Raw genomic sequence first — 18591 nt, 5'->3', positions numbered from 1 at the left:
TTCAATAAAGGTTGAACTTTTTGTTGAATCACGACACAAGCTTATTTGAAGTAGTTAAGAGGAAGCTTGAGGTAAGAAACACCGTTTTGTTCTGGCTCAGGAAACTGCCCTGCTTTCATATTGATCTGAATCGCCGGTAGAATCAGCTTAGGCATACTCAGTCCTGAATCCCGCTGATTTCGCATCTGAGCAAATTCAGCTTTACTGATTCCCTGATGAATATGGATATTCTGTGTTTTCTGCGTCTGTATATCAGATTCACACACATACGATTCACGTGTTTCAGGCAGATAGTCATGACATAAAAAGACCCGGGTATCTTCTGGCAACTGAAACAGGCTTTGTACCGATTCATAAAGCTGTTCTGCGCTGCCTCGCGGGAAGTCACAACGTGCTGTACCATAATCTGGCATAAACAGGGTATCACCCACAAAAACTGCATCACCAATCACATAACTCAGACAAGCAGGCGTATGTCCCGGTGTTGGAATGTTATAGGCTTTCAATGTTCCAATTTGGAACGACTCATGATCTTCAAATAAATAATCAAAGAGCTGCTGGGCATTCCATTGTTTAATATCCAGATGATAAATCGCGCCAAAAGTTTCCTGAACAATACCAATTTTCTGGCTCATGGCAATTTTGCCACCCAGTTCTTCTTTGAGATATTGCGCTGCAGTTAAATGATCAGCATGGACATGGGTTTCGAGAATCCACTCGACCGTTAAACCCTGCTCTTTAATATAGGCAATAATTTTATCGGCATGAATAGTGGATGTACTTGCTGATGCCGGATCATAATCCAGAACGCTATCAATAATGGCGCAGGCTTTGGTCGCCGGATCACGTACAACATAACTGAAGGTATTGGTATCTTCGTGAAAAAAATCTTTTACTATAGGTAAATTTGACATCGTTAAGCTCCTGACCATTTACGGTGAATCCATACACCCACCAGCATTGCTACAATAAAATAGAGCACTTGATAGTGGCCCAAACCGATCAAAGTGAAACTTGGCGCCGGACAGATCCCGGCAATGCCCCAACCTGCACCAAATAAAACCGCACCCGTGATCAGCTTCTTATCTATTTGATTATTTTTAGGTAAATCAATAGGTTCATTAAATACTGTTTTCGGTTGCGCCGTACGTAATGCTTTCTGGAAGGGAATAAAGGCCACCGCAATCGCGCCCATCATCACAAAGGCCAGACTGGCATCCCAATCGCCAAACAGATCCAGGAAATCGAGTACTTTTTCCGGATTGGACATGCCCGATACCATCAATCCCACAGAGAACAGCGCACCAAATAAAAAGGCAAACAGATTTTTCATTTTAGAATGCTCCTGTGATATGACGGATAATATAAACAGCGACAAAACCTGCAAACATAAAAGTCATGGTCGCGATGATAGAACGCTTAGACAGCCGACTAATGCCACAAATTCCGTGACCACTGGTACAGCCCGAACCCAAACGTGTCCCAAAGCCTACCAGCAGACCTGCCACAATCATCATCAATGGGCTGGCATTCAATTCGATTTCAGGTTGTACAAACAGACCATAAATAAACGGTGTGATGATCAAGCCTGATAAGAACCAGATCGCAGGCGTTTTAAATACGGTTTTTGGGTTTAATACCTGCCCAACCAAACCACTGATTCCTGCAATACGGCCATTGACGTAAAGATAGCCGACCACTGAAAGTCCGAGCATTAAACCGCCAATAAATGCGATGAGGAAGTCATGCATGGTGAATCAATCTCTATACAATATACTTTTTTATATTATATAATAAAAAATATTAATCAAGCGGTTTTATGGTAAATTGTGTAAACTGCATGGGCTACATCAAAAGTTGTGAAGACATTTATGGATATGATTGCTGAAAATGCCAAAATTGATTTTTCTCAGGTCGATTTCGTCAGCCAATGCCTAAAAGTTTTAGCCAATCCTGACCGTCTGAAAATCTTATGTGTCCTGGTCGATGGGGAAATGAATGTTCAGGAAATTGAAGAATCCACTGACATTCATCAACCTACACTTTCACAACAGCTGACTGTACTGCGTAAGGCCGACATGGTCAGCACCCGACGTGAGGGTAAACAGATTTTCTATCGTCTGAGTGATCCCAAGGTCTTGAGCCTGATGCAAAAGCTGTACGAGCTGTATTGCGCCTAGCCCTGCTCTTAGTGCAGCCAAAAATAAATGATCAGAAGCAGCTCACTAAAAGCAGTAAACAGGTTTAGCCATCAGGATGCTGGGCATAATAACCATTGATAAACTCCGCCGGTCACAATGATGCCCATCCCCGTCGATATTGCAGGATTGAGGCGAAATTCACCAACATACCAAATACAATCACCGCAATTCCCAACCATTGTGAATAAGCTATTTTCTGTGCATAAGTGTCTGGGTCCACCAGTTGCACTAGCAGGTTGGATTTTTCAATCACAAAACCAAAAGCAATTAATGCCAAACCACTCCGGTTCCACGCCAGAGCGGTTCGTTCCAAAGCAAGCAGTACCCGTGGATCATCCAAATTTGACATATCTTATCTGCTCTTCATGCTTAGCCTATCCACCAATGTAAATCTGCCTCCCTATCATGTATAGATGTTTTAAGTAAAAATTACTTTTCTATCATGTAGTTAAAATATTATTGTTCAAAAATTTCCTTGACATCCATCGCCAGGCCTTGAGCAGATTTAAATTCACCCTGATTGTTTTTCCAGACCATCGACGGTGTGGAGAAAAAGCCGTATTTCCCCATTAGGGCCTGGTTGGCATCAATTTTTGCAGCAATTTCGGCAGGAATCTTTTCCATTTTCTTGAGCTGCTTTTTGCCTTTATTCTTGTTTATATCATTAAAAACTGCCGCTGGATCTTTCGAATTCAATAGTGTTGCCACCTGGCCACGGCTTTCTTCACGGATCACACCGACCTGAATATGACGCAGCTGTACCTTCCCTGATTCTACCCAAGGTCGGGCCGCCTGCCAGAATTTATAACAATATGGACAATTTGGATCGGAAAAGACATAGACCACACGTGGTGCATCTGGCTTGCCATCCTGGATCCAGGTGGATTTTTCCAGGGTTTTCCAGACATCGTCCAATACCGCTTTTTTCATATGCTTTTCAATCTGCTCATTGGACAGGCTTTTCCCTTGTGCATCAAACAGTTCGCCCTTGATATAATATTTGTCATCGTTGGAGATAAATACCGTATTGGAGTATTGGTCTTCATGCCCCACCCAGCCGGTCATTCCTTGCGGTGCCGGAATCTGTTTTACAAATACAAAACCCTGTTGTTCAATATTCTGTTTAATATTTGCCTGCGTGTGCATGCTCATGATCAGGAACATACCTGCACCAAGCACCTGGTAAATTTTGTTCATACTAAGTTCTTCCGTTTTTTAAGGTTGATCTGAAATTCGGTTTAAATATTGCTGCAACATGGCCGGACTGAGTTCCCCCATATGCCGCTCGACCAGCTGGCCTTGAGCATTAAAAACAGCGTCGTTGGTAGGCCAAAACTATTCAGCTGCTGGGGTAGTTCACCATATGGGTCCAGCAGGACATGTTTAAATTGAAACTGATGTTTTTTTAAATAGGCATTTACAGTTTCAACTTCCTCACCCTGATTGAGCATGACAAAATTCACTTGAGGGTGCTGCTCGGCTGCTTTGGCTAACACCGGCATTTCGCGGTGACACGGCGGACACCAGCTCGCCCACAAATTAATTACCGTAGGCTGGCCAATGAACTGGCTGAGTGGAATCTTGTCTGTACCCAGACGCTCCTGTTCTAGTCCAGCAAAGGCTAGATCAGGAAACGCTGCTTCAGTTTTTAGACTGGATTTGAATACGAGCCCAAGCCCGATCCAAAGTACCAATATGATCAATAAGAGGGCTTTGAATCGGGTCTGAAACTGTCTGTTTCGAATGACATACCATAAAGTACCAATCAGCACCCCTCCCCATAAATGAAAACCTTTGTCCTGGATTTTCAGTATGTCGATGGGTGCTGCAAAATACAGCTCGGCATTGAGTAGAACGAAAACAAGACGCGCACCCAGCATTCCAACCAAAAAACTGCTCCAGAGCAAATCCTGACTTTGTCCAAGCTGCTGTTTAGACCATGAATACTTTCTGGCTAATCCAAACAAGACAGCAGATAACAGCATCAAGCCAGTGGCAACAATAATAAGTGTCCAGGGCAACATCAAAGGTCCCAGATGCAGTGCATCACTGGAAATCATCATGGTTGCTCCCCCTGCAGTTGCTGCAATGTGCCTAGTAAATGTGTCGCGCTAAAGCTTCCGGTTAAACGCAAGTCTCGCTGTTCCTGATGCGCTGCATTTAGAAATATGAGGGTGGGTGGTCCGAGGATTTGCCATTCTTTTAGCAGCTCATCCTGACTTGGATGATAGTGGGTCAGGTCTAATTTGATACGAACCACATTTTGTAAAGCCTTCTGGACATCACTACGTGGAATCACTTCCTTTTCAATCGGTTGACAGGCCACACACCAGTCTGCATAGACATCAATCACCACCGGCTGTGCAGGATGTTTGGCTAAAACCTGTTGCAATTGTGCGGCTGTACTGACTCTCTGCCATTCAAGCCGTGATTTCACATGGGCGACCTGTACCTGACTCCAGACATGATAGAGCTGCATGCCTCCTGCATAGACCAGTAAACCACTGAGCAGCATCAGGACTATTTTCGATACAGATCGATGCACATGAGGCAGCATCTTGAACAAGAAGTAGCCTGAACAGGTGATCAGTACCACACCCAAAAGGCCCAGGTATAAAATGCCGAGCAATAATGGACGGGCGAAATACAAGGCCAGAGCCAACATGACAAAGCCAAAACTAAACTTCAGGCGATCCATCCAGATGCCAGGTTTGGGTAAAAGATGGGACCCAAATACGGCAGCAATAAATAGCGGCAAGCCCAGCCCAAGGCCTAAGACGAACAGATAACTAGCTCCCAGCATCGGTTGATTGAGCTGAGACACATAGATTAAGGCACCGGCCAACGGCGCACTCATACATGGCCCGACAATCAGTGCAGCGATCATGCCCATAAGACCGGCACCAATCAGCGTGCCACCCTTCTGCTTTTGCTGCCATTGATCCAGACGCTGTAACATGCCTTTAGGTAAGGACAGCTGAAATGCTCCAAACAGATTAAATGCGAACAAAACAAACAAAGAATGTACACATTTATCACCTGAGACAAAAACTGCATCCAGATTTAATTCAGACCATTCGTGGTGTGGGATATATTTTTAAACCGTTTGAGCAGCGTCATGTTTAGTCACAGCTTGAAATGGCGTTTGGTCATGAGTCTTTTGGCCGTGTTTATTGTGCTGTGGAGTGCAGTATTTTCATGGCTGTATATTGACCTGAAACAGCGTTTACAAGACACACTGGATCAACGCTTATCGGCATCTGCACAAATGGTTGCCCGGCTGATTCAGCAGTTACCGCTGGATAGTCTAGGGGATGCAACCTTATCCAAATTAGCCAAGAATGATGATGCAAACCAGTTAATTGCCTGTGAAGTTTCTCTTTTTAGCTCTGACATCTCGTTAGGTAATCAGGTGATTGCCAAAACACGCGGTGCCCCCCAAAATTTAAGCCAGCGACCAGAAGGATTCAGCACCTGGCAGCAGGGTGATACGGAATGGCGCAGTTATGTTCTGCGTCGTGGCGATATTCAGGTGGTGGCAGCAGAACGTATGTTCTTGAGGGATACCTTACTACAGCAGATTCTGCAGTCCGTACTGATTCCCTTGGTCTTCTCACTGCTGATCTGTATTGCCCTGATCATCTTTATTATCCGCAGACAGTTCCGGTCTTTGGATCAGCTCAGTCAATACCTGAACCAGAAAAACCTTAGCTATTCAGAGGTGGCAGATTTTTTAATGCAGCTCAAGCCTGCAAGTATTCCCCAAGAAGTACAGCCTTTTGTCAACAATTCCACGCAGTTGATTCAAAAACTCAATGACAGTCTGCAACAGGAGAAAGCCTTTAGTGCCTATGCTGCACATGAATTACGCAGTCCCCTGACTGCAATTAAAACCCATGTACAACTGGCCCAGCTGATCGGTCAGCAGCAGCACCTGCCTGAATCCATTCAGCATAATTTGCAGCAGGCCAATGAGAGTATCCGGCGTTATACGCTGTTACTCGAGCAGCTTTTATTACTGACCCAATCAGAAAACAGTATCCAGGCAATGCCTGAGGCCATCTGGCTTCGCCCCACACTTGAGAAAGTTCTTGCAGACTTAGGTACACGCTATCCAGAAATGAACAAAAAAATACAAGTAAACTGGGACAACTTGGGCGAAATTCAGCTGCCTGAATTTGTGCTGTATACCGTACTGAAAAATCTGCTTGAAAATGCCCTGCTGCATGCACAGGCTGCCCATATCTGGATTTCCATGCAGTCTGGTTGCCTAGTGATTGAAGATGATGGACAGCAACTGACAGCACAGGATATCCAACATTTAGGACAACGCTTCTGGCGCAAATCTGCTCAGCAGCACGGCCATGGTTTAGGACTGGCATTGACCGCTAACCTGTTAAAACAGTATGGCTATCAGCTCTCTTTCAATGCCCGACAGCCCTATGGGCTTCGCATTGAAATCAATTCAATACAATCGAAAACCCTAGAGATTTTTTGAAATAAAAATTCTTACTTTTCAACATCCAATAAAGATATCACCAATTCAAATCACTTCCTTTGTTTATACAAATAACTTTTTCTTCAACAAAAACCTTCTCTGTATTCTCAAGTTTATGATCAGGCGATCACAACGCACTTTTAATTTTTAGCATAGAAACAGGTATAAAAATAATAAGACCCCTCTATGAAAACAAAAATGCCAGAGAAAAAAGATCACTTGATGCAACTAGGCCTGTCACCAATTAGCTTAAAAAAATCTAATCTGTCCTCATTATTTTTTCATGACTAAACGCTATGCATTAAGAGATGATCAGTGGGAACAGATTAAGGATCTGTTGCCCGGACGAGCAAGTACTGTTTGAGTAACTGCCAAAGACAACAGGGTATTTGTTGAAGCAGTATTGTATCGGTATCGTTCAAGTATTCCGTAGTGAGATTTACCAGAATGCTTTGGGGATTTTAGAGTCGTGCACACTCGCTTTAGCCCTAAAAATCCAGGATAATCACCACCCCATAGTTCTGATTAATTTTTTAAAAATTTCCTTTCGATGGCCGGGCTTGCGCTAAACTCAAAGCATCTTATCGCACCGTAATGCACTGTTATGGAATTCAAGGCCTGGTATAAGCTTCGCAGATTTATTTATGACAATTTGCATAATGAAGAACACGAAAGCATCTTAAGTCGCGTCATCAATATATTTCTGATTATATTGATTATTGGGAATACTGCTGCCGTTTTACTTGAATCAATCAATGACCTCTATCAATCCTATCAGCTGCTGTTTGATGCCTTTGAATTATTCTCGATCTTTATTTTTACCCTGGAATATTTATTAAGATTTTGGGCCATTGCGGAAAAAGACCCCTTTGAAGGTGCATGGAAAAACCGATGGTTATGGATCCGTAGTGGCGGTGCCATCATTGACCTGTTGGCGATTCTCCCGGCCTATATTAACTTCTTTGTGCATCTCGATTTACGCTTCCTGCGAATCCTTCGATTATTCAGATTACTCAAATTAACCCGTTATTTCGTCTCCCTGCAGATTTTATTGCGGGTGATCAAGCGCGAAAAGGGCTCATTTCAGGCGGTTATTTTTATCCTGCTGATCATGATCATCATCGCGGCGGCTGGAGTATATGTGGTTGAAAATAAGGCTCAACCAGAAGTCTTTAGCTCCATCCCTGCATCCATGTGGTGGGCAGTGGTGACACTGACCACGGTCGGCTATGGCGATGTGACACCAATCACCCCCTTAGGCCGCTTTCTAGGGGCTTTAATTACTATTTTAGGGGTGGGTCTGGCAGCGCTTCCTGCGGGTATTCTGGCAAATGGTCTGGCCAATGAGCTGAGACAGCGCAAGCACAAACTGGAATTAAGATTTCGTGAACTGCTCGATGATGCAGAAATTGACTTAATTGAAGATCAAGAAAAAATTGAAATTTTACGTAAAGAAGTCGGACTGAGCAAAGAACAAATGCAGGATATCCTGTTAGAACTTATTCATGAGCGTAAGAAAGAACAACTCGAGCAGGAAAAAAACAAATATTTCTTCTGTCCACATTGTGGGCATAAGTTACCTGATTAAATTCGAACGTCAATGCAAGCGTATCATCACGAGCGACCATCGGGTATGACGCCCGTTGCAGACAGATACTATTCACTCAATCCACTCGACTGAATCAGGATCAAATCCTCTCAGGCCAAAAATGCAGCGATGTCTTCCGCTACTGCCCGAGCTGTCCGGGAAACCCCGACCAGCGTGGCCGAAGCAGCACCGGTCCATTCTCCATAGCCCACCAGCCATAAATTTGGTACCTGAACAGAGCGGCCATTCTGAACCGCAATGGTCTGGTCCGGCTGGATAATTCCGAGGCTGCTGAGGTGATTCAGCGCCGCCTTAAATCCTGTACACCAGATCACCACATCCACATGCGCTGTGCTGCCATCTTCCCAAATCACGCCATGTTCTGTAAAAGCTGAAAATGGACGCCTGCTCTGCAAAATGCCTCGCTCACGTGCATCTTTAACTGAATCAATCATGACAATATCACCCAACCCCCCAATGGGCTGCTCAATCTTTCTACCTTCCTGCTGGGCTTTCAGGCGCTCAGTCGCCCTTAAGAACAGGACACGGCCATCGACATCATCTGCCAGAAACTGCGGCGGTGTCTGGGTGATCCAAAGCGTTTCGGCCACCTGAGATACTTCTGCCAAGATTTGTGCACCAGAGTTACCGCCACCCACCACCATGACTTTCTTGGTTTTAAATAACTCAGCATTTTTATAATCTGCGGAATGCAGTTGTACGCCCTGAAAATGCTCACGGCCGGCATACTCGGGAATAAATGGTTGGCTCCATGTCCCTGTAGCGCTTACCACCGCTTTGGCTTTCCAGGATTGTTCCCCGGCATAAACCTCTAAATACTGGCCCTTACTTTCCACGCGTTCCACACGCACCGGACGAACTACAGGAAAGTGATAGCGCTGCTCATAGGCGGTCAAATAATCGATCACCTCATTGCGGGTCGGATAGGTCTGTTCGGTCGCCGGCATCATCCAGCCTGACAGCGAACTCCAGCTATTCGGGGAGAAAAGGCGCAAGGACTCCCAGGCATGCTGCCAGGCACCTCCAGGCTGAGGCTGATCATCTAGGATGATAAACGGAATGTTCTTACGCTTTAAGAAATAAGCCGTGGACAAACCGGCCTGTCCACCACCGATGATGATCACATCAACTTCAGCTTGTAATTGAGCCAAAATATTTCCCCCCTTCTTTATTGTCATCAAATAAAAACCCAGCCTGCTTATCAGACTGGGCATATTTCATAAAATTTTCAAGCGTTTAAATTAGCCTTCCATTGCTCAAGATACTTTTCAGTCTCTCTGATCACCTAGAATTTATAAACTACGCTGATTTACCCGTTTGGAAAGCTCTTCAGCCGATTCCTTGCGTTCCGAATAACGGTTGGTCAAATAAGCACTTTGCCCACGGGTTAGTAAAGTAAACTTATACAGTTCTTCCATCACATCGACAATCCGGTCATAGAATGCTGATGGCTTCATTCGTCCATCTTCTTCAAATTCCAGGAATGCTTTTGGAATTGAAGACTGATTTGGAATCGTGATCATCCGCATCCAACGCCCCAAAACACGCATCTGGTTCAGACTATTAAAGGACTGTGATCCCCCACTGACTTGCATCAAGGCAAGGGTTTTTCCCTGAGTGGCACGAATTGCACCCCCTGCCAGAGGAATCCAGTCAATCTGGGATTTAAAGATGGAACTCATAGAACCATGGCGTTCCGGTGAACACCACACCATACCTTCAGCCCATGCCAGAAGCTCATGCAGTTCTTTTACTTTTGGATGTTCAGTATCAGCATCTTCCGGTAAAGGTAGCCCTTTCGGATGGAAGATTTTTACTTCTGCCCCAAAATATTCAAGGATTCGACCAGCTTCAAGAACTGCAAGGCGACTGTAAGAACGTTCCCGATTAGACCCATAGAGCAGTAAAATCCGAGGAGGATGAGCTAGTTCTTTGGCTTGGACTTTTTCAAAGGTGGGTTGTTCAATAAGATTTGGATCTACGTTAGGCAGGTTCATCGGATCAAGCCTCTTTAAAATATTTCTTTCTTAGCCACAGTGAAACACTCACTAAAGCAATTAACACAGGTACTTCAACCAATGGCCCAATAATCGTGGTAAAAGCAACTGGCGAAGCGATACCAAAAGTTGCAATAGCGACTGCAAGTGATAATTCAAAATTATTTCCAGCCGCAGTAAATGAGATTGCAGCAGTTTTTGGATAATCATTGCCCATCCATTTACTCATAAAGAAGCTAATAAAGAACATGGCCACAAAGTAAATGATTAAAGGAGTCGCGATGCGTAAAACTTCCATTGGAAGACTCACGACATCACCCCCTTTTAAGCTAAACATCGCCAAAATCGTAAACAGCAAAGCCATCAAACTCAGCGGGCTGATTTTTGGAATGAACTTGGTTTGATACCATTCCACGCCTTTTTGTTTCACCAAAATTAAGCGCGTTAAGAAACCCAATAAGAACGGAATTCCAAGATAAACCAGAACAGCATGGGTGATAGTCCAGAAGCTAACATTGATCACTTGAGCTTCAATACCAAAATATGGCGGAAGGAAGGTCAGGAATAACCAGGCATAGGTACTGAAGAATAAAATCTGGAAAATACTGTTAAACGCCACCAATGCTGCAACATATTGGTTATCACCACAGGCCAGACCATTCCACACCAGTACCATGGCGATACATCGAGCTAAACCAATCAGGATCACGCCTGTCATATACTCTGGATAGCTATGCAAAAAAATCACAGCCAACGCAAACATCAGTACCGGAGCAATCAACCAGTTTTGAATTAAAGATAGCGTCAGGGTTTTCTTATCCTTAAACACTTGCGGCAAGGTCGCATAATCCACTTTTGCCAGGGGTGGATACATCATCAGAATCAGACCAATCGCGATTGGAATATTGACTGAATTAATACTGAATTGATCCAGAGCAACCGATGCTTGAGGAAAAAAGTTTCCTATGGCGATGCCTAACGCCATGGCAATAAAAATCCAGAGCGTCAGGTTGCGATCTAAAAAGGACATGCGTTTTTCAGACATGTGACTTACTCAACATTCGAAATTTGATTAATCGCTGCAATCAATTGCGAGCGAGAAAGCTCATTTACGTTAAGTTTAAACAAAGCATCCAAGCGACGATTGATATGTTCAACAGTGCTCATAAAGGCTTTCATTTTTTCTTCTTTATCCACCTCTAAATGGGACGGATCAGACAGGCCCCAGTGCGCCTTGATCGCTCCGCCAAGATAAAGAGGACACGCTTCCTGTGCAGCCGCATCACAGACGGTAATCACCACGTCTGGCTGATACTGTTCACAGGCATCAATGCTTTTGCTGGATAAGCCTTCAGTCGACAAGCCCAGATTGTGCAGGGTTTCAAGCGTCAAGGGATGCACCTGACCGGAAGGTTTGCTGCCGGCACTGTAAGCGACCCAGCCTTCTGGCGCACGGCTATTGAACAACACTTCAGAGAGAATGCTGCGGCAACTGTTCCCCGTACATAAAAACAAAAATTTCATGAAAACTTACTCGCAATGGCTCTGAATCGATAGAGCGGAAGAATCAAATAAAACCGGAACCTCACTAGCTTTTAGCACGTCCAGAATTTCAAAACACCAGGCCGGCAATTGCTGATTAATGCTGTAGTACACCCACTGGCTTTGCCGACGATCGTTGAGTAAACCACAAGAACGTAACAAGGCCAGATGACGTGAAATTTTCGGCTGGCTTAACTGCAGTTTATCGGTCAGATCACAGACGCATTGCTCTTTGTTTTGTGCAATTAGCAGGACAATACTGAGACGTGTTTCATCAGATAAACATTTAAAAAACTGAACGTGGTCCATAACTGCTCCCATTTTTTATGCAAATATACACATATCCATATATATGGTAAAGATGACCTGTCAAAAATGATATCCAGATCAGAATATGCCTACCAGAAAGCGCTCGCTTGAACATTTCCCGCTTTTTCCGATATAGATCATCGTCAATGTGTTTTTCAGATAAAAAAGCTCCAATCAAGTTGAAGCTTTTTCGCATGGGGGGACACTTTATTTTACCCGATTGCCCTGTTCATCCACGATGATTTCACCGTCTTCTTTGGCAAAGGCTTTTAATTGTGGCAAACGCAGAATATCCAGTACCACTTCCGATGGACGGCATAATCGGGTTCCAAACTCGGTAACCACCAACGGGCGATTGATCAGGATCGGATGTTGCAGCATGGTATCCAGCAGTTTCTCATCGCTCCAGCCGGCATCATCCAGATTCAGCTCGGTGTAGGGATCGACATTTTTACGGAGCACTTCACGAACCGTCAAACCGGCATCCCGAATCATGTTGACCAGCTGATCTTTCGAGGGTGGCGTAAGCAGATATTCGATCACTTCCGGCTCAATTCCCGCATTGCGAATTAACGCCAGCGTATTGCGTGAGGTGCCACAGGCCGGGTTATGATAAATTTGGACTTTTGGCATTTGATTCATGAGCTTCCCTCTTATCAATGAATCATAGTTTTATATATGAATATACGCATATTCGCAATATAAAATATATGTGCTTTATGAATAAAATCTGAGATGAGGACTCTAAAACCATTGGAAACAGTTTCAAAATGAGGCTGTCTTATGTCTAGGATACTGGGAGCAGTCCAGTTGATCCGGATGCTTATTACGGAGACATGCAATCTGATGACATTATTATGGTTCGTTACGGTGATGATGCTACTTTCAAAAATTAGTTATTGAGACAAATGGAAAAAGATATCTTCAGGCTCTAAGTCCAGAGTTCAAGCCAAATATTATTGAGTTAAACAACCAATGTATATTTGTAGGTCAGGTAGTTAACTATATACGCTATGTTTATCGAGCGAGAACAAGATTTAGAAAGAATTAACAAAAGCCAATATATTCAGCGTTGTCTAAATTGATAAAATCGCCGTTTTCTACAGAAAATTTAAGATTGTTAAGGATTGAAGTGAATATTCAAAATGATTTACCAGAACTAAGTAATTACAGTGAGTTAAGCAGTAAAGAGCAATTAACTATCCATCAAATGCTTATTTCGTACGTACGCTCAGATCACCTCTATAATATTATCTTGACCCATAATGTTGAACCTTACGACTTAGTTAAACTTGTAAGTATTAGTTTTGAGAATAGAGATGCTGCTATCTGGGTTCATTTTGAAACTATTACAGCTGAGAGACTGACAATGCCTCTCGATTTTATTTCAAGAATAGAAGTATGTAATTACGAAGTTTTTTAAGACTAGAATCGAGTCCCCCTAGCGTGGGGATTTATGTTAAATAAGATCTAAGCCAAAATAGAAATACTCCTGGTAACATAAGTTGACAAAAATAACTAATGATGCGAAAAGGTTTTTTTAGTTAACAGATGTTCACACATGCCTAGAATTGTTTCTGTACCACTTAGTTTAGAACAGCGAGAACGACTCATTTTTCTGGTCAAGCATGCAAAACATTGGCGTGAAAGGCAACGTGCCCAAACTATTCTCTGGCTTTCCGAAGGTAAAAGTGTTGCGGAAGTTGCCACTCTACAAGAACGTATCCCAGAAACCATAAGGCTACAACGCCGACGTTGGGAATTGTATGAGCTTGAATCGATTAAAGAAGGTCATCGCTCAGGTCGACCCAATACATTGATCTCAGACTATCAGGCGAAAATCCTAGATTGGGTCAATACAAGTCCACTCAATGCAGAACAAATCCGAGTCAAACTACATGAAGAATACGAAGTGTCCGTGTCTGTTGAAACCATTCGTAAGTTTTTACGTGATTCAGGTATGGTCTTCAAGCGTACCCGTCATAGCTTGAAAAAAAAGAGATCCGATTGCATTTGAACAAGCAACACAGCAGATTGAAGAATTACGAGAGCAAGCGGCACGTGGTGAAATTATATTAGGTTATGTTGATGAAACAGGATTTTCATCTACACCTGATAACCGCTATGCGTGGACAAAGATAGGTGATGTTCATGCGGTTGATGCAATAAGATTAAAACGAGTTAATGTCATGGGGTGTTTGCTTTCAACGGGGAAACTGGTGACAAGCTGTTTACAAGAGTCAGTGACAAGTACTTGGTTTTATGCCTATTTAACTGGAATAGCTCAACAAGTAAAACAGACATATAACCTTCCATTGGTTCTTATTGTTGATAATGCCTCGATTCATAGAAGTAAAAAGATGGCTGATTACAGAGAGCTACTTAAAACTAACTTTTCGACGAATCTGTATTTTATTCCAGCTTATAGCCCTGAGTTAAATCGAATCGAGATGGTATGGAAGCAGATGAAATATTATTGGCGAGATTTTCAAGTCATGACAGCTGACAAAATAGAGCAATGGGTGGAGAAAGTATCAAACCAATTCGGAAAAGAATACATGTTTACTTTTTAATGGATACTTACATAAGAAGCCAGCAGCTTTTGCAGCCATATAATTCTTGACCTTTTTATGGGAAATATGTGGTCTAAAAATTATCCCTGTAAAACATCATATAAATCCTATAATTATTAGAAACGATGACATGATTTTAATCTCTTATTTTTCTAAGTTCATATTAAACAATCCGATATGTACGAGTTCTCTTTTATAAGATTCTCTATATAATTCAAAGTTAAATAACAATAAACTTTATATTTTTTCTTATATGTGAAGCTTATCCCAAAAAATTTAAAGGAAACTATATACCAGCTCTTATAAGATTGTCCCCCCCAATGCGTACAATGAAGATAAACTGTTGAATGATTTGGATAAATCACTAAATTAATATAAATATTATTATAATATAAAGGGTTAGACACTTTTCCTTTCGACTTTACAATTTCCTTTCGTTGTTAATAATTAAGATACATTTAAAATGCTTCTTTAGAACTATAATTTTGAAAATTTTTTGGTAGCTTCGATTCATTATGACTTTTTATATATTTCTAATACTTATGAATATCGCAGCTATAATGGCAGTGATTGCATTTTTTCATAAGTAATAAGAAAATTACATCTTGGTATTTCTAACCGCAGGCTAATTTTAAATTTCATTATAAAAATAAATTTCTTTAAGTATTATTTTTAGTATAAATTTCACACATTTCTATATAATACCTATTTTAGGCTCCCGTTTATAAGAATTACTCATATATTGGGTATTTCGCATATATATTCTTACTGTTGCAGTAGGTTCACTTCATGAATAATATTAACTTTAATAACTTTGAAGAAACTGGCCAAGCCATTTTAAAATTCTTATCTCAACGCTTTGGCTTCAAATTGTGGATGATTACTCGTACTGAGGGTGACGACTGGATTGTATTATTGAGTGAAGATAATGGCTATAACGTTAAGCCCGGACAAGTATTTCATTGGGCAGACTCATTCTGCTCACACATGGTACAAAGTAATATGCCTCGTATTGCTCCCTATTCACCTGATATTCAAGTTTACGCAGATGCACCTATAAATCACCTAGTCTCAATTAAAGCCTATATCGGCCAACCTCTGTATAAAGAAGATGGCTCTCTTTTTGGCACTCTATGTGCAATTGATCCCGAACCTCAACCTAAAATTCTTGTTGAAGATGCTCCATTATTCGAGTTGATAGCAAAGGTACTCAGTTATACGATGCAAGCTGATATGAAAGCTGCTGAGTACATACGTAAAGCTGAGCGTTTTGAAATAGAAGCAATGTCCGACCCAATGACTGGACTTTTCAACCGTCGTGCTTGGGATGAGCTTATTATCAAAGAGGAAGAGCGCTGTAAGCGTTATGGTCACCCTACTGCTATTCTTATGATAGACCTTAATGATCTTAAGATCACAAATGATACTCTGGGTCATGCTGCAGGTGATGAGCTCATTCAAAGAATGGCTTTAGCTCTCAAAAACACGGTACGTAGTAATGATATTATCGCTCGCTTAGGGGGTGATGAGTTTGCTGTGATGACCATTGAAACTAACTTAGAGCATGCGAAGAAGCTTGCATCAAGAATTCAAAATACTTTTACAAAAGTTGGAATTAGTGCTGCAATTGGCTTTGCAATGCGTAATCCAACCTTTGGGTTAGCTGAAGCTATCAAAGAAGCAGATGCAAAGATGTATCAGAATAAAGTTATGGTCAAATCGAGTAGCCATTAATTAAACTACTTACCCGATGCAGTCTTTGTATCTGGTAAGGCCTTATCTACAATCTGAAGATGTACTATTGAAATAATTCAATATAACCGAAAACCCTAGAGATTTTTTGAAATAAAAACTATTATTTTTCATATCATTAAGAGCTTTAATCCGTTTTAATTCTGCACTTAGCCCTATCAAAATTGCGACTTTTCCAACAAAAATCCTGCAGTTTATTCCCAGGTTTTTGATCAAACGGTTAGGATCAACAATTTACTTTTATCATGAAGACTGATTATAAAAATAATAAAAGTCCATGCCAAAAAACCTTAAGTTCGCCAGCGAGCGCCGTAGTGACCAACGTAAAAAAATTATACAAGCCGAAATGCTGCAGGCCCAAACATTTATACAGATCTATCTGCTCTTACCTTTCTTCTTTAAGGCATATCAGCATCAGCAACATCTTACGATGCGCAAACCCTAGAAGATGTCATCTAGCATGAAGCAAGCGCTGTGCGTGATAAAAAATTGACTGAACCTACACTGCGAATCTGCCTGTGGCTGATCAGCCGAGTACAACGCAAGTGCAGCACTTCAATCAATTTATTAATTTGCGGCACTTTGAGCTGAAATATTTAAGCTAAATGTCATGAATAGACATATCTGCCAGTGCACCAAACTTTTCATCAAACGGCGCTAATTGTTCTTTGACGTATTTGGATCCGCGAAGTTTACGGCCATGCTCATCATAGTATTTATGAAAAAGTGTTTTGAAGGGATAGTACTGTTTTATGCTCAAGTCTTCCGCCATCTGATTGACCTTCGCTTCAAGCATCTTTTGAGCTACCCCTTGCTCACATTCTTTTGCGGTATCACGAGTTGCTGAAGAACGTTTTCCATTGATCATTAGTTCAATGTAGTAGGCCGAACCGCGCTTTCTGGGCTTGGGTAATTTCATGACGTAATTTCCAAAATTCTTGACGTAAACTTGACGTAAATTTAACGGCAATAACTGCATAAAATACGGGTTTTGCAGATAGTGCGGATAACGGCTCACTTTACTCAAGGCATTAAAAAAGGGCTTTAAGCTACTGTTTTCGCTTAAAACCCTTATAACATAACGTTTAGAATCTTGGTAGGTATATCCTCTACCGTAGCAACATTTAATCCAATGATTTTAAATAACTTTTTCTAAAAATCAAATTTAGTGATACACATGGTGATACAAGAAAACATATGCTTTTTATTGTAATTTTTTGTAAAAATTAAGTGCTTTGACACTAAATTTAGTAACCCTTCCCTCTACAAGAAAATCAATTTTTTATTGAACTATACGATGAGGTGTTTCCAAATATCTTTATTGAACTTTTACAATACAGAGTTTCCTGGTGAAGGAAGAACCGACATCAATATAATAACAATTATCGACTTTAATTGGCTCTTTCACAATGGTGTGACCTAGATAAATTTCATCAATATTTTCGACACTATCATAGTGAGCTGATTGCTGGCGAATACGTCCTCTCCCCCATAATGCATTACTATAAGCAGAAGTTACACCTGATATCTTGTAGTCACCTTGCAGAATGTCTTTCTTAAAAGCATCCCAATCATGTATATCAATATCAGCATGTAACACGCCAATTTTTTTATTTTTTAATTGAACTTCTATAACCAAAGGTAATTGTTGAAAACGAGCACTAATCTCAGATTGCCTTATTAAACTGAGTTGATAAAACCATTGCCCTCCATTTCGTGCATGAATATCTTTTATTTTGTGATCAACTAGCGCTCGTATACACATCTCTTCATGGTTACCACGTACTGTAGAAAACCAAGGCTCATTAAGTAACCCAATACATTCCAAGTTTTCATGTCCTCGATCAACAAGGTCACCTGTACAAATGATCAGATCATTCTTAAAGTCAAAATCAATTTTTTTAAGTTCTTGCATCAATAGGCTATAACAACCATGTAAGTCACCTACAATATATATAGCGGGGAATTGTTGACCATCTATACTTTTAACAATTTCTACCATAGTGTATATACCTGGCGAATTCAAACATGAGGTGCGACAGTTTGAAAAGTCTTATGATAATCAACAAGCTGAGCAAATTTCTCTAATGGTGTAAGCCAATCTAACGCT

Annotated in this window: 19 protein-coding genes and 6 pseudogenes; 10 read left to right on the top strand and 15 right to left on the bottom strand. The window is 41.6% G+C overall.

All coding sequences use genetic code 11. The features are described 5' to 3' along the window. Nucleotides 1–41: 41 nt before the first annotated feature. Genes F893_RS08060 through F893_RS08050 form a run of 3 tightly spaced genes read right to left on the bottom strand, consistent with a single transcriptional unit; the run spans nt 42 to nt 1751 of the window. Nucleotides 42–914 carry an MBL fold metallo-hydrolase gene (locus F893_RS08060; RefSeq protein ID WP_005251417.1) on the bottom strand — a complete coding sequence of 291 codons (873 nt, stop codon included), beginning with the start codon at nt 912–914 and terminating at the stop codon, nt 42–44. A 2-nt stretch (nt 915–916) separates the two neighbouring features. Beyond that, nucleotides 917–1333: a DUF6691 family protein gene (locus F893_RS08055; protein ID WP_005107332.1), complete on the bottom strand. Its 417-nt coding sequence runs from the start codon at nt 1331–1333 to the stop codon at nt 917–919. A 1-nt stretch (nt 1334) separates the two neighbouring features. Continuing rightward, nucleotides 1335–1751 (bottom strand): YeeE/YedE family protein, encoded by a 417-nt coding sequence (locus F893_RS08050; protein WP_005251416.1) that lies wholly within the window; start codon nt 1749–1751, stop codon nt 1335–1337. A 120-nt stretch (nt 1752–1871) separates the two neighbouring features. Here F893_RS08050 and F893_RS08045 point away from each other — a divergent pair, with 120 nt between their 5' ends. Next, nucleotides 1872–2180: an ArsR/SmtB family transcription factor gene (locus tag F893_RS08045; RefSeq protein WP_005251415.1), complete on the top strand. Its 309-nt coding sequence runs from the start codon at nt 1872–1874 to the stop codon at nt 2178–2180. Nucleotides 2181–2188: 8 nt separating this feature from the next. Here the strand turns inward: F893_RS08045 and F893_RS08040 are convergent. From F893_RS08040 to F893_RS08025, 4 genes and pseudogenes are all read right to left on the bottom strand, one after another. Further along, nucleotides 2189–2550, bottom strand: a pseudogene (locus tag F893_RS08040) (YidH family protein). Nucleotides 2551–2657: 107 nt separating this feature from the next. After that, the gene (dsbG, locus tag F893_RS08035; RefSeq protein WP_005251413.1) at nt 2658–3398 is read right to left on the bottom strand and encodes a thiol:disulfide interchange protein DsbG; all 741 of its coding nucleotides are present in this window, start codon (nt 3396–3398) and stop codon (nt 2658–2660) included. Nucleotides 3399–3416: 18 nt separating this feature from the next. Further along, a pseudogene (locus tag F893_RS08030) lies at nt 3417–4264 on the bottom strand (prolipoprotein diacylglyceryl transferase family protein). Beyond that, nucleotides 4261–5220, bottom strand: a pseudogene (locus F893_RS08025) (cytochrome c biogenesis protein CcdA); the annotation flags it as partial. The pseudogenes F893_RS08025 and F893_RS08030, both read right to left, overlap by 4 nt. 2 nt (nt 5221–5222) lie before the next feature. Between F893_RS08025 and F893_RS17430 the strand changes: the two are divergent. The 4 genes and pseudogenes from F893_RS17430 to F893_RS08015 all read left to right on the top strand — a co-directional run. Further along, nucleotides 5223–5327 (top strand): annotated as a pseudogene (locus F893_RS17430) (winged helix-turn-helix domain-containing protein); the annotation flags it as partial. Continuing rightward, a complete protein-coding gene (locus F893_RS08020) occupies nt 5320–6699 on the top strand; it encodes a sensor histidine kinase (RefSeq protein ID WP_004730032.1) in 1380 nt (459 codons plus the stop codon). The pseudogene F893_RS17430 and the gene F893_RS08020, both read left to right, overlap by 8 nt. Nucleotides 6700–6982: 283 nt before the next feature. Then, nucleotides 6983–7129: pseudogene (locus F893_RS17425) on the top strand (IS5/IS1182 family transposase); the annotation flags it as partial. Between the two features lie 174 nt (nt 7130–7303). Then, nucleotides 7304–8287 carry a potassium channel family protein gene (locus F893_RS08015; protein ID WP_004280160.1) on the top strand — a complete coding sequence of 328 codons (984 nt, stop codon included), beginning with the start codon at nt 7304–7306 and terminating at the stop codon, nt 8285–8287. 110 nt (nt 8288–8397) lie between these two features. On the opposite strand, the gene F893_RS08010 is transcribed toward F893_RS08015, so the two are convergent. From F893_RS08010 to arsC, 6 genes are all read right to left on the bottom strand, one after another. Then, the gene (locus F893_RS08010; protein ID WP_004646562.1) at nt 8398–9459 is read right to left on the bottom strand and encodes an ArsO family NAD(P)H-dependent flavin-containing monooxygenase; all 1062 of its coding nucleotides are present in this window, start codon (nt 9457–9459) and stop codon (nt 8398–8400) included. 141 nt (nt 9460–9600) lie between these two features. After that, nucleotides 9601–10305: an arsenical resistance protein ArsH gene (arsH, locus tag F893_RS08005; protein ID WP_004280163.1), complete on the bottom strand. Its 705-nt coding sequence runs from the start codon at nt 10303–10305 to the stop codon at nt 9601–9603. 4 nt (nt 10306–10309) lie between these two features. Then, nucleotides 10310–11350 carry an ACR3 family arsenite efflux transporter gene (gene arsB / locus F893_RS08000; RefSeq protein WP_005251407.1) on the bottom strand — a complete coding sequence of 347 codons (1041 nt, stop codon included), beginning with the start codon at nt 11348–11350 and terminating at the stop codon, nt 10310–10312. A 5-nt stretch (nt 11351–11355) separates the two neighbouring features. Next, nucleotides 11356–11829, bottom strand: a complete 474-nt coding sequence (locus F893_RS07995) for an arsenate reductase ArsC (RefSeq protein WP_004280165.1) — start codon at nt 11827–11829, stop codon at nt 11356–11358. 6 nt (nt 11830–11835) lie between these two features. Continuing rightward, nucleotides 11836–12156 (bottom strand): metalloregulator ArsR/SmtB family transcription factor, encoded by a 321-nt coding sequence (locus F893_RS07990; protein ID WP_004646559.1) that lies wholly within the window; start codon nt 12154–12156, stop codon nt 11836–11838. A gap of 207 nt (nt 12157–12363) precedes the next feature. Further along, complete coding sequence (gene arsC / locus F893_RS07985; protein ID WP_004280168.1) at nt 12364–12798, bottom strand: arsenate reductase (glutaredoxin); 435 nt, start codon at nt 12796–12798, stop codon at nt 12364–12366. Nucleotides 12799–12965: 167 nt separating this feature from the next. Here arsC and F893_RS18275 point away from each other — a divergent pair. From F893_RS18275 to F893_RS07965, 5 genes and pseudogenes are all read left to right on the top strand, one after another. Continuing rightward, nucleotides 12966–13207, top strand: a pseudogene (locus F893_RS18275) (S24 family peptidase); the annotation flags it as partial. An 81-nt stretch (nt 13208–13288) separates the two neighbouring features. Beyond that, complete coding sequence (locus F893_RS07980; RefSeq protein WP_004280169.1) at nt 13289–13579, top strand: hypothetical protein; 291 nt, start codon at nt 13289–13291, stop codon at nt 13577–13579. 138 nt (nt 13580–13717) lie between these two features. Continuing rightward, nucleotides 13718–14173 carry a helix-turn-helix domain-containing protein gene (locus F893_RS07975; RefSeq protein WP_004730277.1) on the top strand — a complete coding sequence of 152 codons (456 nt, stop codon included), beginning with the start codon at nt 13718–13720 and terminating at the stop codon, nt 14171–14173. Continuing rightward, on the top strand, nt 14163–14729 hold the full coding sequence (locus F893_RS07970; RefSeq protein ID WP_108675453.1) for an IS630 family transposase: 567 nt from the start codon (nt 14163–14165) through the stop codon (nt 14727–14729). The genes F893_RS07975 and F893_RS07970 overlap by 11 nt, the downstream gene beginning before the upstream one ends. Nucleotides 14730–15518: 789 nt before the next feature. Continuing rightward, a complete protein-coding gene (locus F893_RS07965; RefSeq protein ID WP_005251405.1) occupies nt 15519–16463 on the top strand; it encodes a sensor domain-containing diguanylate cyclase in 945 nt (314 codons plus the stop codon). A gap of 619 nt (nt 16464–17082) precedes the next feature. On the opposite strand, the gene F893_RS07960 is transcribed toward F893_RS07965, so the two are convergent. Both F893_RS07960 and F893_RS07955 read right to left on the bottom strand, forming a co-directional pair. Then, the gene (locus tag F893_RS07960; protein ID WP_228128559.1) at nt 17083–17499 is read right to left on the bottom strand and encodes a hypothetical protein; all 417 of its coding nucleotides are present in this window, start codon (nt 17497–17499) and stop codon (nt 17083–17085) included. Between the two features lie 300 nt (nt 17500–17799). After that, nucleotides 17800–18483, bottom strand: a complete 684-nt coding sequence (locus F893_RS07955) for a metallophosphoesterase (RefSeq protein ID WP_005251403.1) — start codon at nt 18481–18483, stop codon at nt 17800–17802. Nucleotides 18484–18591 lie beyond the last annotated feature (108 nt).

It is taken from the genome of Acinetobacter sp. CIP 102136 (assembly GCF_000369685.1).
GTDB lineage: Bacteria > Pseudomonadota > Gammaproteobacteria > Pseudomonadales > Moraxellaceae > Acinetobacter > Acinetobacter fasciculus.
This window is presented reverse-complemented; position numbering and strand designations above follow the sequence as displayed.

What these genes read in the sequence shown, in the direction of transcription:
- F893_RS08060 (WP_005251417.1), bottom strand. Translation starts at nt 914, where the DNA reads ATGTCAAATTTACCTATAGTAAAAGATTTTTTTCACGAAGATACCAAT.
- F893_RS07995 (WP_004280165.1), bottom strand. Translation starts at nt 11,829, where the DNA reads ATGAAATTTTTGTTTTTATGTACGGGGAACAGTTGCCGCAGCATTCTC.
- arsB (WP_005251407.1), bottom strand. Translation starts at nt 11,350, where the DNA reads ATGTCTGAAAAACGCATGTCCTTTTTAGATCGCAACCTGACGCTCTGG.
- arsC (WP_004280168.1), bottom strand. Translation starts at nt 12,798, where the DNA reads ATGAATCAAATGCCAAAAGTCCAAATTTATCATAACCCGGCCTGTGGC.
- F893_RS08050 (WP_005251416.1), bottom strand. Translation starts at nt 1,751, where the DNA reads ATGCATGACTTCCTCATCGCATTTATTGGCGGTTTAATGCTCGGACTT.
- F893_RS08055 (WP_005107332.1), bottom strand. Translation starts at nt 1,333, where the DNA reads ATGAAAAATCTGTTTGCCTTTTTATTTGGTGCGCTGTTCTCTGTGGGA.
- F893_RS07975 (WP_004730277.1), top strand. Translation starts at nt 13,718, where the DNA reads ATGCCTAGAATTGTTTCTGTACCACTTAGTTTAGAACAGCGAGAACGA.
- F893_RS07955 (WP_005251403.1), bottom strand. Translation starts at nt 18,483, where the DNA reads ATGGTAGAAATTGTTAAAAGTATAGATGGTCAACAATTCCCCGCTATA.
- F893_RS07965 (WP_005251405.1), top strand. Translation starts at nt 15,519, where the DNA reads ATGAATAATATTAACTTTAATAACTTTGAAGAAACTGGCCAAGCCATT.
- F893_RS07990 (WP_004646559.1), bottom strand. Translation starts at nt 12,156, where the DNA reads ATGGACCACGTTCAGTTTTTTAAATGTTTATCTGATGAAACACGTCTC.
- dsbG (WP_005251413.1), bottom strand. Translation starts at nt 3,398, where the DNA reads ATGAACAAAATTTACCAGGTGCTTGGTGCAGGTATGTTCCTGATCATG.
- F893_RS08015 (WP_004280160.1), top strand. Translation starts at nt 7,304, where the DNA reads ATGGAATTCAAGGCCTGGTATAAGCTTCGCAGATTTATTTATGACAAT.
- F893_RS08020 (WP_004730032.1), top strand. Translation starts at nt 5,320, where the DNA reads ATGTTTAGTCACAGCTTGAAATGGCGTTTGGTCATGAGTCTTTTGGCC.
- F893_RS08045 (WP_005251415.1), top strand. Translation starts at nt 1,872, where the DNA reads ATGGATATGATTGCTGAAAATGCCAAAATTGATTTTTCTCAGGTCGAT.
- arsH (WP_004280163.1), bottom strand. Translation starts at nt 10,305, where the DNA reads ATGAACCTGCCTAACGTAGATCCAAATCTTATTGAACAACCCACCTTT.